Source organism: Aeromonas sp. 603404, assembly GCF_049171775.1.
GTDB classification, from domain to species: domain Bacteria; phylum Pseudomonadota; class Gammaproteobacteria; order Enterobacterales; family Aeromonadaceae; genus Aeromonas; species Aeromonas veronii_A.
This window is the reverse complement of record NZ_JAAKPE010000003.1, coordinates 20,051-33,084: the sequence shown is the minus strand read 5'-3', so window position 1 is coordinate 33,084 and position 13,034 is coordinate 20,051. Positions and strand designations below refer to the sequence as shown.

General features: G+C 59.6%; 13 protein-coding genes. 8 read left to right on the top strand and 5 right to left on the bottom strand.

Features of this window, described 5'->3' with window-relative positions:
- Nucleotides 1-4: 4 nt before the first annotated feature.
- The 3 genes from G5306_RS05875 to G5306_RS05865 all read left to right on the top strand — a co-directional run bounded on the left by G5306_RS05875 (nucleotide 5) and on the right by G5306_RS05865 (nucleotide 3,229).
- Entirely contained in the window at nucleotides 5-985 is a 981-nt protein-coding gene (locus tag G5306_RS05875) for an ABC transporter ATP-binding protein (RefSeq protein WP_216978443.1), read from the top strand.
- Entirely contained in the window at nucleotides 986-1,981 is a 996-nt protein-coding gene (gene oppF / locus G5306_RS05870; protein ID WP_005337666.1) for a murein tripeptide/oligopeptide ABC transporter ATP binding protein OppF, read from the top strand.
- 303 nt (nucleotides 1,982-2,284) lie between these two features.
- On the top strand, nucleotides 2,285-3,229 hold the full coding sequence (locus G5306_RS05865; RefSeq protein ID WP_421312551.1) for a TerC family protein: 945 nt from the start codon (nucleotides 2,285-2,287) through the stop codon (nucleotides 3,227-3,229).
- Nucleotides 3,230-3,294: 65 nt separating this feature from the next.
- On the opposite strand, the gene alr is transcribed toward G5306_RS05865, so the two are convergent.
- Nucleotides 3,295-4,521, bottom strand: coding sequence for an alanine racemase (gene alr / locus G5306_RS05860; RefSeq protein ID WP_421312550.1), 1,227 nt, complete (start codon nucleotides 4,519-4,521; stop codon nucleotides 3,295-3,297).
- Between the two features lie 173 nt (nucleotides 4,522-4,694).
- Between alr and G5306_RS05855 the strand changes: the two genes are divergently transcribed.
- Nucleotides 4,695-5,144 (top strand): methyltransferase family protein, encoded by a 450-nt coding sequence (locus G5306_RS05855; RefSeq protein ID WP_421231252.1) that lies wholly within the window; start codon nucleotides 4,695-4,697, stop codon nucleotides 5,142-5,144.
- Nucleotides 5,145-5,221: 77 nt separating this feature from the next.
- On the opposite strand, the gene tapW is transcribed toward G5306_RS05855, so the two are convergent.
- The gene (gene tapW / locus G5306_RS05850; protein WP_421312549.1) at nucleotides 5,222-6,361 is read right to left on the bottom strand and encodes a type IVa pilus ATPase TapW; all 1,140 of its coding nucleotides are present in this window, start codon (nucleotides 6,359-6,361) and stop codon (nucleotides 5,222-5,224) included.
- A gap of 58 nt (nucleotides 6,362-6,419) precedes the next feature.
- Nucleotides 6,420-6,776 carry a DMT family protein gene (locus tag G5306_RS05845; protein WP_151287233.1) on the bottom strand — a complete coding sequence of 119 codons (357 nt, stop codon included), beginning with the start codon at nucleotides 6,774-6,776 and terminating at the stop codon, nucleotides 6,420-6,422.
- Nucleotides 6,777-6,888: 112 nt separating this feature from the next.
- Between G5306_RS05845 and G5306_RS05840 the strand changes: the two genes are divergently transcribed.
- The 3 genes from G5306_RS05840 (at nucleotide 6,889) to G5306_RS05830 (ending at nucleotide 9,587) form a co-directional block, all read left to right on the top strand.
- The gene (locus tag G5306_RS05840; protein ID WP_421208714.1) at nucleotides 6,889-7,620 is read left to right on the top strand and encodes a substrate-binding periplasmic protein; all 732 of its coding nucleotides are present in this window, start codon (nucleotides 6,889-6,891) and stop codon (nucleotides 7,618-7,620) included.
- A gap of 96 nt (nucleotides 7,621-7,716) precedes the next feature.
- Complete coding sequence (gene btuC / locus G5306_RS05835; protein ID WP_421221422.1) at nucleotides 7,717-8,724, top strand: vitamin B12 ABC transporter permease BtuC; 1,008 nt, start codon at nucleotides 7,717-7,719, stop codon at nucleotides 8,722-8,724.
- A gap of 65 nt (nucleotides 8,725-8,789) precedes the next feature.
- Nucleotides 8,790-9,587 (top strand): ATP-binding cassette domain-containing protein, encoded by a 798-nt coding sequence (locus G5306_RS05830; protein WP_421221428.1) that lies wholly within the window; start codon nucleotides 8,790-8,792, stop codon nucleotides 9,585-9,587.
- A 365-nt stretch (nucleotides 9,588-9,952) separates the two neighbouring features.
- Here G5306_RS05830 and G5306_RS05825 read toward each other — a convergent pair whose 3' ends face one another.
- Complete coding sequence (locus tag G5306_RS05825; RefSeq protein ID WP_058059525.1) at nucleotides 9,953-11,020, bottom strand: 3-deoxy-7-phosphoheptulonate synthase; 1,068 nt, start codon at nucleotides 11,018-11,020, stop codon at nucleotides 9,953-9,955.
- A gap of 144 nt (nucleotides 11,021-11,164) precedes the next feature.
- Between G5306_RS05825 and G5306_RS05820 the strand changes: the two genes are divergently transcribed.
- Nucleotides 11,165-11,545: a diacylglycerol kinase gene (locus G5306_RS05820; RefSeq protein ID WP_005337641.1), complete on the top strand. Its 381-nt coding sequence runs from the start codon at nucleotides 11,165-11,167 to the stop codon at nucleotides 11,543-11,545.
- A gap of 81 nt (nucleotides 11,546-11,626) precedes the next feature.
- Here G5306_RS05820 and serA read toward each other — a convergent pair whose 3' ends face one another.
- Nucleotides 11,627-12,859: a phosphoglycerate dehydrogenase gene (serA, locus tag G5306_RS05815; RefSeq protein WP_005337639.1), complete on the bottom strand. Its 1,233-nt coding sequence runs from the start codon at nucleotides 12,857-12,859 to the stop codon at nucleotides 11,627-11,629.
- Between the last annotated feature and the right edge of the window lie 175 nt (nucleotides 12,860-13,034).

The window sequence follows — 13,034 nt, the reverse complement described above, 5'->3', positions numbered from 1 at the left end:
TTATATGAAGTTACTGGATGTGAAAGATCTGCGGGTCGAGTTCAAGACCCCGGACGGCAATGTGGTGGCGGTCAACGACCTCAACTTCTCCCTCGCTGCGGGTGAAACCCTGGGGATCGTCGGCGAGTCCGGCTCCGGCAAATCCCAGACGGCCTTTGCCATCATGGGGCTGCTGGCCAAAAATGGCATTATTACCGGTTCCGCCAAGTTTCAGGGGGAGGAGATCCTCAACCTGCCGGAGTCCAAGCTCAACAAGATCCGCTCCGAGAAGATCGCCATGATCTTCCAGGACCCCATGACCTCGCTGAACCCCTACATGAAGGTGCAGGATCAGCTGATGGAAGTGCTGATGCTGCACAAAGGGGTGAGCAAGGCGGAAGCGTTCGAAGAGTCGGTACGGATGCTCGATGCGGTCAAAATTCCTGAAGCACGCAAGCGGATGGGCATGTATCCCCACGAGTTCTCCGGCGGCATGCGTCAGCGGGTGATGATCGCCATGGCACTGCTCTGCCGGCCGCAACTGCTGATCGCCGACGAACCGACTACCGCACTCGACGTGACCGTTCAGGCCCAGATCATGACTCTGATGAACGAGCTCAAGCGCGAGTTCAACACCGCCATCATCATGATCACCCATGACCTTGGCGTGGTCGCCGGTATCTGCAACAAGGTGCTGGTGATGTATGCTGGTCGTACCATGGAGTACGGCAAGGTAGACGATATCTTCTATCGCCCGAGCCACCCCTACACCGAAGGCCTGCTGCGCGCCATTCCCCGCCTCGATACCGAAGGGGAAGTGCTGCCCACCATCCCGGGCAATCCGCCCAACCTGCTGCGTCTGCCCACCGGCTGCCCCTTCCAGGAGCGTTGCCACCGTGTGAGCGAGATTTGCGGCCAGCAGTCACCGATCCTGACCCCGTTCAACGACGGTCGGGAGCGCGCTTGCCACTGGGTTTCGGATGCCATGAACAAGGGGGCCAACTAAATGGGTGCCGACAAAAAATTGCTGTTGGAAGTGTCTGACCTCAAGGTCCACTTCAGTATCAAGAGTGGCAAGGCGTGGCCTTGGGCCAAGCCATCCGATTTGAAGGCGGTCGATGGCGTTACCCTGCGCCTCTACGAAGGGGAAACCCTCGGCGTGGTGGGTGAATCCGGCTGCGGCAAATCGACCTTTGCCCGCGCCATCATCGGTCTGGTACCGGCCACCGATGGCAAGGTGGTGTGGCTGGGTGACGACCTTACCAAGCTAGATCAGAATGCCCTGCGCGAGAAGCGCAAAGAGATCCAGATGATCTTCCAGGACCCGCTGGCTTCTCTGAACCCGCGCATGACCATCGGCGACATCATCGCCGAGCCGCTCATCACCTTCTACCCCAACCTGCCACGGGAAGAGGTGAAAGAGAAGGTGCGCGCCATGATGAGCAAGGTGGGGTTGTTGCCCAACCTGGTCAACCGCTATCCGCACGAGTTCTCCGGCGGCCAGTGCCAGCGGATCGGTATCGCCCGGGCACTGATCCTCGAGCCCAAGATGATCATCTGTGACGAGCCGGTGTCGGCGCTTGACGTCTCCATTCAGGCGCAGGTGGTCAACCTGCTCAAATCCCTGCAAAAGGAGATGGGGCTGTCGCTCATCTTCATCGCCCACGATCTGTCTGTGGTCAAACATATCTCCGATCGGGTGCTGGTGATGTATCTGGGCAACGCCGTCGAGTTGGGGACCCGCAAGGAGATCTTCGCCAATCCGCTGCATCCCTACACCAAGGCGCTGATGTCTGCGGTGCCAATCCCGGACCCTGAGCTGGAGCGCAACAAGGTGATCCAGATCCTGGAGGGGGACTTGCCATCGCCAATGAATCCGCCGTCAGGCTGCGTGTTCCGCACCCGCTGCCCGGTGGCTGGCCCCGAGTGCGCCAAGACCCGCCCCGTGCTGGAGGGGAACTTCGATCACGCGGTCTCCTGCCTCAAGGTCGACCCGCTCTGATGGGGATGTGTTGAACCTGCTTGCGGGGCTCCTTGATGGGGCCCCGATTTATTTCTGGCGGTAGTGAAGATGCCTCTTGGCGTTATCTTTTACCGCTGCTACTATCCGCGCAACAAGGGGAGTAACTTCTCGCCGATTTGTCGTCATTACGGTGCACCCATTTCCTGCAGTGCACCCGGCAGCCGGGCAGTCGATGCAAATCAGCTGTAAGTGAGACCTTGCCGAGAGGCAAGGTGTATCTGCTCCAAACGCAAACCCACTGCCTCCCGGTCGTGGGTTTTGTTGTTTTTGGGAGAAGTGAACATGGGTGAATGGTGGATGTGGACCGGTTTCTTCAGCATAGTGCTGGTCCTGTTATGGATAGACATACGCTTTGTCGGTGGCGGTAAGTCACACAAGGTATCTCTCAAAGAGGCGGGCATCTGGTCACTTATCTGGATCAGCGTGGCCCTGCTCTTCAACCTGGCTATCTGGCTTTGGCTGGATCACAGCGCGGGCCGTGAGATTGCCAACCAGAAGGGGTTGGAGTTCCTCACCGGCTACCTCATCGAGAAAGCGCTTGCGGTGGACAACGTCTTCGTCTGGCTGATGCTGTTTAGCTACTTTGCCATTCCGGCCGAGCTGCAGCGCCGGGTGCTGCTGTACGGGGTACTGGGTGCCATCGTGATGCGGGCTGGCATGGTATTCGCCGGTAGCTGGCTCATCGAGCAGTTCCACTGGATCCTCTATCTGTTCGGCGCCTTCCTGCTGCTGACCGGTGCCAAGATGCTGTGGGCGGCCGACAAGGAGCCTGATCTCGCCAACAATCCGCTGCTGGGCTGGATGCGCCGTCGCTTCAAGGTGACCGAGACCCTGGAGGGGGAGAAGTTCTTCGTCTGGCGTGACGGTGTGCGCTATGCCACCCCGCTGCTGCTCATTCTGGTTCTGGTGGAGGTGAGCGATCTCATCTTCGCGGTGGACAGTATCCCGGCCATCTTCGCGGTGACCACGGATCCCTTCATCGTGCTGACCTCCAACATCTTCGCCATCATGGGTCTGCGTGCCATGTACTTCCTGCTGGCCGGTGTGGCTGATCGCTTCGCCCTGCTCAAATACGGTCTGGCGCTGATCCTGATGTTTATCGGGGTCAAGATGCTGCTGCTGGATATCTTCAAGATCCCGACTGGCATAGCACTGGGCGTAGTCGCGTTGATCCTGCTGGCATCCATGGGGCTGAGTCTGTTTGTGACCCGTAAAAAGGCCGCTTGAGCGCGGCAGACAATGAAGCAATAACAACAAGGGCTCCCGCGGGAGCCCTTTTTCATATCGCGTGATCAGCGTTTGATCTTCTTGGGGTTGGTGTAGCCCCAGATGGTGTACATGTCCGCCAGCAGGGCGCCGTTGTACTCCTCCAGATCCGCCTGTTTCACTTCGGCGTCACCCTGACGGCCAAACAGCACCACCTCGTCACCGGGTTTCACACCCTTCAGGTCGGTCACGTCCACCATGATGGTGTTCATGGAGGTCTTGCCGACCACCGGCACCTTCTGACCCTGGATCAGCACATAGGCCTTGTTGCTGAGGGCGCGGCGATAGCCATCGGAGTAGCCCAGCGGCAGGTTGGCGAGCCAGGAGTCACGCTTGAGAGTAAAGGTGCGGTCATAACCGACGGTGTTGCCCGCGGCATAGTGGTTGACCGAGGCGACCTGGGTCTTGAATGCCATCACCCGCTTGTACTCGGTGTGGGAGGGGATGGAGTCACCGTAGAGCAGGCCGCCCGGGCGCACCATGTCGAAGTAGGCGTCCGGCACGGCCAGGGTGGTGAAGGAGTTGGCGGCGTGGATGGTGATCTTGCTGCGATCCAGCTTGCCCGCTTCCAGTAGCCACTGGGAGTCCAGTTTGAACTGGGCCAGCCCCATCTTGACGTCCTCTTTCTCCTCAACCGGGAAGTGGGTCATGATGCCGACCGGGGTGATCCCCTTTAGCTTGAGCATGGCCAGCGCATCCTGCTTGGCATCGGCCAGACGCAGGTCGATGCCGTTGCGGCTCATGCCGGCGGAGTTGAGCGCGATATGCACCGGAATGGTGGTGTGGTGGCGCTGGGCGATATCGGCGATACCCTGGGCACTGACCAGACTGCCGATCAGCTCCTCCATCTTGTAGGGCAGGGCCTGCTCTACTTCATCCGGGGTGGCAGCACGCACCCGCATCAGACGGCCGGTAAAGCCCTTCTCGCGGGCGACGCGCGCCTCTTCGTTGCTGGCGATGCCGATGCAGGGGATATTGGCCTTGACCACGGAGGGGACCAGCAGGTCGATGCCATGACCATAAGCGTCGGCCTTCATGATGGCGCAGATCTGCGGGCCTTTGTCACCGAGACGATCCTTGAGGGTCTGGATATTGTGTTCAAAGGCGCCCAGATCCACTTCCAACCAGGCGTTGCTGGCGGTTTGCTCCTGGCCGTTTCGATGATCCGTCGCAAGGGGCAGATAGGGAGCCGCAACGGCTTGGCCCGCGAGCAGGCCGAAGATCAGGGTAGCCAGCAGAGTTTTCTTGTGCATGGTGATTCCTTTTTGTTGTTCGCGTTGGATAGTTTGGACGGGGTCGGCCACATTGGTGGTGGTTTAACCACAACTTGTTGTTATTATTATGATCTTTGTCACTCTCAACAGGTGCTGACTGGTTGGGAGTCTACCGCAACACGGGTTCGGCCGACACTCGTCAGGGGAAGAAAATGGTCAATCTTGAGTTACGTTTTCCACCACCGCTGATCTTCCTGCTCTGTGCAGGGGCCATGTGGTGGCTAAGAGGGGAGAGCCAGCCCGGTATCTGGGCAATGACGCTGATGGCTGTGCTGGTCGTGGCGGGGGCCATCATGGGCTTTGGGGCCCTGCAACGGTTTCGTCACCACCAGACCACGGTCAGCCCCACCAAACCGCAGCACACCAGCCGTCTGGTGACCTGTGGCGTCTATCGTGTCAGCCGCAATCCCATGTATCTGGGCTTGCTCTGCTGGCTGGCCGCCTGGGGCTGTTATCTCGGCGGGATGTGGGTCTGGGTTGGGCCAATCGTGCTGGTGGCCTGGTTAACTCGCTTTCAGATCATGCCGGAGGAGCGGCTGCTAAGCGCCCGCTTTGGTGACGAGTATGTGGCGTATTGCCAGCGCGTTCGCCGTTGGTGTTAAGTGGTCTGGAAGACACTTTGCGAAAGTGTGAGAGGGAGATAATGCCCCCGTGCCTGTTGAGGCACGGGAGGGAGCGATCAGAAGAGATCGTCCTTTTCATCCTTTGTTGGCTCCAGACTCCAGCCGGTGGCATCACTGCTGCTGGCTATCTGTCCCTTCTCCTTCCACAGCTTGATCTTGAGGCGCAGGTTGTTGGCCGAATCGGCGTTCTTCACCGCCTCTTCTTCCTCAATTACCCCTTCCACCACCAGATCAAACAGGGCACTGTCGAAGGTGACCATGCCGAGGGCCTTGGATTTCTCCATCACCTCTTTGAGGCCGCCAAATTCGCCGCGCTTGATCATGTCGCGGATGGTGTGGGTGCCGAGCATGATCTCCACTGCGGCCCGGCGGCCGCCATCGGTGGTTTTCACCAGCCGCTGAGAGACAAAGGCCTTGAGGTTGTTGCCCAGATCGTTGAGCAGCTGTGGGCGGCGCTCTTCCGGGAAGAAGTTGATGATGCGATCCAGCGCCTGGTTGGCATTGTTGGCGTGCAGGGTGGAGATGGCAAGGTGGCCGGTTTCGGAGAAGGCCAGCGCATGCTCCATGGTCTCGCGATCGCGAATTTCGCCGATAAGAATGACGTCCGGCGCCTGACGCAGGGTGTTTTTCAGGGCGGCGTGGAAGCTGCGGGTATCCACGCCAACCTCCCGCTGGTTGATGATGCTCTTGCGGTGGCGATGAACGAACTCCACCGGATCCTCGATGGTAATGATGTGCCCGCCGCTGTTGCGGTTGCGGTGGTCGATAAGCGCCGCCAGCGAGGTAGATTTACCCGAGCCGGTACCGCCGACAAACAGTACCAGACCGCGTTTCTCCATGATGGTGTCGAGCAGCACAGGCGGGAGTTTGAGATCTTCAAAGCGGGGGATGTCGGTCTTGATGTTGCGGGCCACCAAAGAGACTTCGTTGCGCTGCTTGAAGATGTTGACCCGAAAGCGGCCGATCTGGGGCAGGGAGATGGCGAGGTTCATCTCCAACTCCTTCTCGAACTGCTGCTTCTGCTCGCCATCCATGATCTCGGCGGCGATCCGCGCCACTTCACCCGGTTCCAGCGGCGTTTCGTTGAGGGGGCGCAGGCCGCCGTTAAATTTGGCGCAGGGGGGCGCGCCGGTCGACAGATAGAGGTCTGAGCCATCCTGCTTAGCCAGGATCTGTAACATGTCTCGCAATTCCATTTTTTTGCCTCGTCGATCAATGAGATGCCATGAGCGGGATGATATTGAGTGTACAGCCTCAGGCGCCGGTCAGTTTCTCGCGAAAGACAAAAAAGACCGCACCGAGAATGCAGAGCCCTGCCCAGAGATAGTCCCATTTCAGTTCTTCTTTGAGATAGAAGATAGAGAAGGGGACGAATACGGTGAGTGTGATCACTTCTTGCAGGATTTTCAGTTGGCCCACGCTCATCACCGTATGGCCGATGCGGTTGGCGGGCACTTGTAGCAGGTATTCGAACAGAGCGATACCCCAGCTCACCAGGGCGGCAATGATCCAGGGTTTATGGTTCATGCTCTTGAGGTGAGCGTACCAGGCGAAGGTCATAAAGACGTTGCTGCAGAGCAGCAGACCGATACTGGTGAAAATCGGGTTCATAGGGTTCTCCTTGAAAATCCGGCGCATTTTATCCCTGAACCACGGGTTTTCATACGTGGTGCGGGAGGGTATTTTTAACCAACAGGATAAGCCGTGCGAGGTATGCGACGGGATGGGCAAGTTATGCGGGATTGTGTTGTTACTGTTATTTGCCATGCCGGTGTGTGCGACCCCGACGCTGACGGTGGCCACTGATCTGTGGCCGCCATTTCGCATCCTGCAAGCGGATGGCCGGTTGCAGGGGCTCGACATGGACATCCTGCGCCGGTTGCAACAGGCGAGCGGCATTGAGTTGCAGGTACGGCGGATGCCGTGGGGCAGGGCGCTCAAGCAGATGCAAACCGGTCAGGTCGATCTGATGATTGGCCTCGCCTATACCGCCGAGCGGGCGCAGTTCATCGACTATCTGCAGCCTGCCTACTACAAGTGCTGGCCCGCGTTTTATGGTCAGCCGATCAATGTGGCCCGGATCCACCAATACCGCGATCTGCAGGGGGTGAAGGTGGGCTATGTGCTCAACTCCGCCTACTTTGAGCCCTTCAACTCTGACAGTCGCCTCGACAAGCACGGAGTACCCACCGAAGATCAGCTGCTGCGCATGGTGCAGCGCGGTCACCTGCCGCTGATGATTGGCACCGACTGTCAGGTGGACTATGCCCTGAGTCAGGGAAATGCCAGCCGGATAGGCAAGGCGGACTACCGCCCCGCCACGCCGGTGACCCTCTATCTGGGGATGAGCAAGCACTCACCTCACCAGTCGCTGCGCCAGCCCTTGCTGGTGGCGCTGCAAAATCTGGTGGCCAGCGGCGAGATAAGCGTGATGGCCAAGCGTTACCAGCCTTGACCTTGGGTGGCAAGCCACTGTTATCATGCCTTTTTCCTGCTTCCCCCCGGCGCTGCGACAGGGCCGGGGGGAAGCCTTGTTATTCGGGGATCCTCCTTGTACCTCTCCCTTATCGCCCGCCAGCAGCGCTGGCAGCGGCGCTGGCTCTGTGGCCTGACGCTGCTGACCCTGCTGCTGTTTCTCTTCTCCCTCGTCTGGGGCGAGTTTGTGCTGCTGCCCTGGCAGCCCCTTGGCGATCTCGAACAGCGCATCCTGCTGGAGCTGCGGCTACCCCGTGCCTTGCTGGCCCTCTTGGCCGGCGCAGCCCTTGCCTGTGGCGGTGCCGTATTGCAGGTGATGCTGCACAACCCGGTGGCGGAGCCCGGGCTGCTTGGTGTTTCAAGCGGGGCAGGACTGGCTGCCATGGTAGCGATGGCGGTAGCCAAATCCCTCGGTGTCTATCTGCCCGGCTGGGGGCTGTCACTGGCGGCCTTCGGTGGCGCCCTGCTGGTGACCATGCTGCTCATTCGGCTGGCTCGCCGGGCGCGTCTCGGCCATGCCCGCTTGCTACTGTTTGGGGTGGCTATCGGTATTCTCACCAATGCCGCCATGACCTGGCTGATGTACTTTGCCGACGACGGCTCCTTGCGTGAATTCATGTTCTGGATGATGGGCAGCCTCTCTTACGGCAGCCAGCAGTTTGCCTGGTGGTGGCTGGTGCTGCCGCTCACCCTGTGCTGGCTCTGCTGGCAGGGCAAGGCGCTGCAACAGTTGTTGTTGGGGGAGACCCAGGCCCGCCTGATGGGGATGGATGTCGACAGGATGCGGGTGCGGTTGGTGCTGGCGGTCTGTCTGCTGACCGGTGTGGCGGTGTCGCTGTGCGGCGTGATCGGTTTTGTCGGGTTGGTGGTGCCCCATCTGCTGCGGCTCTGCGGTGGCAGCGATCAGCGCTTTCTGCTGCCTGCCTCGGCGCTTGGCGGCGGGGCCCTGCTGCTGGCGGCCGATCTGGTTGCTCGATCCACCCTGAGCGCGGGGGAGTTGCCTATCGGCGTCATCACCGCCTCGGTGGGGGCGCCGCTCTTTATCTACCTGCTATTGAGGCAAACTGCCGATGGTGCTGCATGAATATCTGCATGATTTGGTCGGGGCGCGCAGTCTCCTTATTTACCCGTTGTTGAGGCAAGATGCCGATGTCACCCGCTGATCCCAAGCCGGTTTCTTCTCGTGCTGCTGCGCCGCTGCTGGAGGCGAGCGCACTAGCCATTGCCGGACGGCTCTCTCCCCTAGATATCCGCTGGCATGGTGGCCAGTTGGTAGCGCTGCTTGGCCCCAATGGCAGTGGCAAGTCGACCCTGCTCGGGGCGCTGGCGGGGATTTTACCCGCCGATGGCACAGTGCTGCTGGGGGGGGGAGTGCTTACTGACATGAGTTGGCCCGAGCTTGCCAAACGGCGCGCCATGCTGCCCCAGCGTCAGCCCCAGCTGTTTCATATTCCGGTGTTTCAGGTGTTGAGCCTGGGGCTCGATGAGATGGTTGCACCTGCCAGACAGAACGAGGCGATAAATGCATTGTGCGAGGCATTGGAGCTGGAAGCTTTGCTGGCTCGTGACTTCAGCCGGTTGTCGGGGGGCGAGCAGCAGCGGGTGCTGATTGCCCGCACCCTGCTGCAGGTGTGGCCGAGCCTCAATCCGACCGGCAAGGTGCTGCTGCTGGACGAGCCGCTGGCGGGGCTCGACCTGCATCACCAGCTGGCGCTATTGCGCTTGCTGAAAACCCTGGCCGGGCAAGGCTTGCTGGTGGTGATCGCCATCCACGATATCAATCTGGCCATCGACTGGGCCGACCGCATTCTCTGCCTGCAAGGGGGCGCGGTGGTGCGCGAAGGGGGTGTCGAGCTGGTGGATGAGGCGCTGCTGGCACAGGTATTCCAGATCCGCACCGACCGCATCGAAGCGGCAGGACGCGTGTGGTTTATGCCCAGTTTGTAAGTAGGGTGTACAGGAAAGAGCGCGCATGTAGGGTCGATTAGCGAAGCGTAATCGGCCGACAGCAAGAAGAAGGGGCCGGTATCAAAAATACTGGCCCCTTTGGTTTTATTCGCAGTTCAAGCCTGTTTGCTCAGGTGCACCTGCGCCGCCTCTGCCAGCATCGCCAGCAGGGTTTCGGAGTCGATCCACGACAGGCAGGCATCTGTGATGCCCTGGCCGAAGGGTGATGTCGCAGTCTTACCGCAGGTTTGCTTTGTTCAACCGCACCAGCGCGGCTTCGGCCTGCATCGCCAGCAGGATTTCGGTGGCGCTCCACGACAGGCAGGCATCTGTGATGCTCTGGCCGAAGGGTGATGTCGCAGTCGTTACCGCAGGTTTGCTTTGTTCAACCGCACCAGCGCGGCTTCGGCCAGCATCGCCAGCAGGGTTTCGGTGTCGCTCCATGACAGGCAGGCATCTGTGATGCTCTGGCCAAAGGTGGCTGCGCAGCCGTTCTCCACATCCTGACGCCCTTCCACCAGGAAGCTTTCTGCCATGATGCCGGCGATGCCGGTACGGCCGCGGCGCAGCTGATCGCAGATATCTTGCGCCACCAGCAGCTGACGGCGGTGATCCTTCATGCTGTTGCCGTGGCTGAAATCGACCACCAGACGCTCCGGCAGGCCCACATCGGCCAGCGCTTCACAGGCTTCATCGACACTGGCGGTGTCGTAGTTGGGTCGGTGGCCGCCACGCAGGATCACATGACCAAAGGGGTTACCGGCGGTGCGGTAAATGGTCATCTTGCCGTCTTTGTCCGGCGAATAGAAGATGTGGCTGTGACGGGCGGCGCGCACCGCATCGATGGCGATGCGGGTATTGCCATCGGTGCCGTTCTTGAAGCCAACCGGGCAGGAGAGGGCCGAAGCCATCTCGCGGTGTACCTGGGATTCGGTGGTACGTGCGCCGATGGCGCCCCAGGTGATGAGGTCGGCAATATACTGGCCGGTCACCATATCGAGGAATTCGGTGGCGGTTGGCATGCCCAGTTCGTTGATATCGACCAGCAGTTTGCGCGCCAGTTTCAGCCCTTCGTTGACATCGAAGCTGCCATCGAGGCGCGGATCGTTGATCAGCCCTTTCCAGCCGACGATGGTGCGCGGCTTCTCGAAGTAGGTGCGCATCACGATGCAGAGGCTCTCTTTATACTGCTCGCGCAGGGCGTTGAGGCGCTGGGCATACTCGCGAGCAGCAGCGGGATCATGAATAGAGCAGGGGCCGACAATGACCAGCAGGCGCTGATCGTCTCCGGCTAGAATGGCTTCCACTTCGCGACGGGCATCCAGCAGATTCTGGGCAATGGTATCGGTGATCGGAAACGCGTGTGCAAGCTCGCTCGGAGTGATCAGTGACTCCAGGCGACGGGTGCGCAATTCATCTGTGTGAATGGACATACAACTCAAGTCTCGAGTGGGTGGTGTCAGCCGCAAGGGGCGAAAAAGCAAAGAGATAAAATAAAGCAAAAGTCCCCTGATTGAAACCTTGGGGGGCTCTGATAGGATGTGAGGCCAAAATCGATTTCAAATGAGGTAGATAGCGTGGCAAAGCCAGGGGCAACCGGGGTCACCCGCATCATCAACGCAACCGGTTACAGCATGAAGGGGCTCAAGTCAGCCTGGATTAACGAGGCGGCTTTTCGGCAGGAGCTGATGCTGATCCTGTTGCTGATGCCACTTGCCTTCTGGCTGGGGGATTCTCTCAACCAGATCCTGCTGCTTATCGTCATCAGTTGGCTGGTGGTGATCGTCGAGATCCTCAACTCCGCCATTGAAGCTGTGGTAGACAGGGTTGGCTCCGAGCATCATGAGCTCTCCGGTCGCGCCAAGGATCTGGGCTCTGCCGCCGTCTTTATCGCGCTGGCCCTTAATGCCCTGGTATGGGGCGCGCTGGTGGGCCGCAACCTGTTGGGATGGTGGTAAGCCACTACGCTGCCTTTGGGTTCTGCTTCATACAAAAGCCCATCATCACGACGGGCTTTTTGCTGCGCAGATAAGGGGCTATCAGTGGAGGATGCGGGCACGGATGGTGCCGTTGATCTCCTTGAGCTTGGCGAGCGCCTTCTCGCTGTGCTCGGTCTCCACGTCGATCACCACGTAACCGATATGGCTGCTGGTTTGCAGGTATTGACCGGCGATGTTGATCCCCTCTTCGGCGAAGATCTGGTTGATCTGGTTCATCACCCCCGGCTGGTTGCGGTGAATGTGCAGCAGGCGGCTGGAGCCCTTGTGGCCCGGCAGCGACACTTCCGGGAAGTTGACGGCGGAGAGGGTAGAGCCGTTGTCGGAGTATTTGACCAGCTTGTTGGCCACTTCCAGCCCGATGTTCTCCTGCGCCTCATGGGTGGTGCCACCGATGTGCGGGGTCAGGATCACGTTCTCCAGCCCACGCAGCGGGCTTTGGAACTCCTCGTCGTTGGACTTGGGCTCGACCGGGAAGACGTCGATGGCGGCGCCGGCAATATGGCCGCTCTTGATGACGTCAGCCAGCGCATCGATATCCACCACGGTACCGCGGGCGGCGTTGATAAAGATGGCGCCCGGTTTCATCATCCGCAGCTGCTCGGCTCCGATCATGTTCTTGGTGGAGGCGGTCTCCGGCACGTGCAGGCTGATGACGTCAGACATATTGAGCAGCTCGACCATGCTCGGCACCTGAATGGCGTTACCCAGCGAGAGCTTGTTCTCGATATCGTAGTAATAAACCTTCATGCCGATGCTCTCGGCGATGATGCCAAGCTGGGTACCGATGTGGCCGTAGCCGATGATGCCGAGCTTCTTGCCGCGCGCTTCCACCGAGCGGTTGGCCAGTTTTTCCCACACGCCGCGATGGCACTTGGCGTTCTTCTCGGGGATGCCGCGCAGCAGCAGCAGGATCTCGCCCAGTACCAGCTCGGCGACCGAGCGGGTGTTGGAGAAGGGGGCGTTGAAGACCGGAATACCGCGGATCTGGGCCGCCTCCAGCTCGACCTGGTTGGTACCGATGCAGAAGCAGCCGATGGCGACCAGCTTGTTGGCGGCGTCGAGCACCTTCTCGGTGATCTGGGTGCGGGAGCGCAGCCCGATGAAATGGACGTCGCGGATCTGCTCGATCAGCTCCTCTTCGGAAAGCGAGGTCTTGAGATACTCCACACTGGTGTAACCTGCGGCACGAAAGGTCTCAACGGTGTTGGGGTGAACCCCCTCCAGCAGCAGAACCTTGATTTTATCCTTGTCCAACGAAAACTTGGCAGTCATGACGATCCCTCTGTATGTGCAAACGTAAGTGCAGATTTGGTGTGCGAAGAAAACCGTAAAGTAGCAAAAACGTTTGGGAGAGGGAATATTTGTGACGAAAGTCAAATTCTTTGAAGTTATCAACGAATGTTGTAAACATCCGTATGCAACTTGTTGAGGGATAAATAAAAACGGC

Bases quoted from the DNA above. Each gene is read 5' to 3' on its own strand.
- G5306_RS05840 (WP_421208714.1), top strand. From the start codon at position 6,889: ATGGGCAAGTTATGCGGGATTGTGTTGTTACTGTTATTTGCCATGCCG.
- G5306_RS05865 (WP_421312551.1), top strand. From the start codon at position 2,285: ATGGGTGAATGGTGGATGTGGACCGGTTTCTTCAGCATAGTGCTGGTC.
- G5306_RS05875 (WP_216978443.1), top strand. From the start codon at position 5: ATGAAGTTACTGGATGTGAAAGATCTGCGGGTCGAGTTCAAGACCCCG.
- G5306_RS05855 (WP_421231252.1), top strand. From the start codon at position 4,695: ATGGTCAATCTTGAGTTACGTTTTCCACCACCGCTGATCTTCCTGCTC.
- G5306_RS05845 (WP_151287233.1), bottom strand. From the start codon at position 6,776: ATGAACCCGATTTTCACCAGTATCGGTCTGCTGCTCTGCAGCAACGTC.
- serA (WP_005337639.1), bottom strand. From the start codon at position 12,859: ATGACTGCCAAGTTTTCGTTGGACAAGGATAAAATCAAGGTTCTGCTG.
- tapW (WP_421312549.1), bottom strand. From the start codon at position 6,361: ATGGAATTGCGAGACATGTTACAGATCCTGGCTAAGCAGGATGGCTCA.
- G5306_RS05825 (WP_058059525.1), bottom strand. From the start codon at position 11,020: ATGTCCATTCACACAGATGAATTGCGCACCCGTCGCCTGGAGTCACTG.
- oppF (WP_005337666.1), top strand. From the start codon at position 986: ATGGGTGCCGACAAAAAATTGCTGTTGGAAGTGTCTGACCTCAAGGTC.
- alr (WP_421312550.1), bottom strand. From the start codon at position 4,521: ATGCACAAGAAAACTCTGCTGGCTACCCTGATCTTCGGCCTGCTCGCG.
- G5306_RS05830 (WP_421221428.1), top strand. From the start codon at position 8,790: ATGTCACCCGCTGATCCCAAGCCGGTTTCTTCTCGTGCTGCTGCGCCG.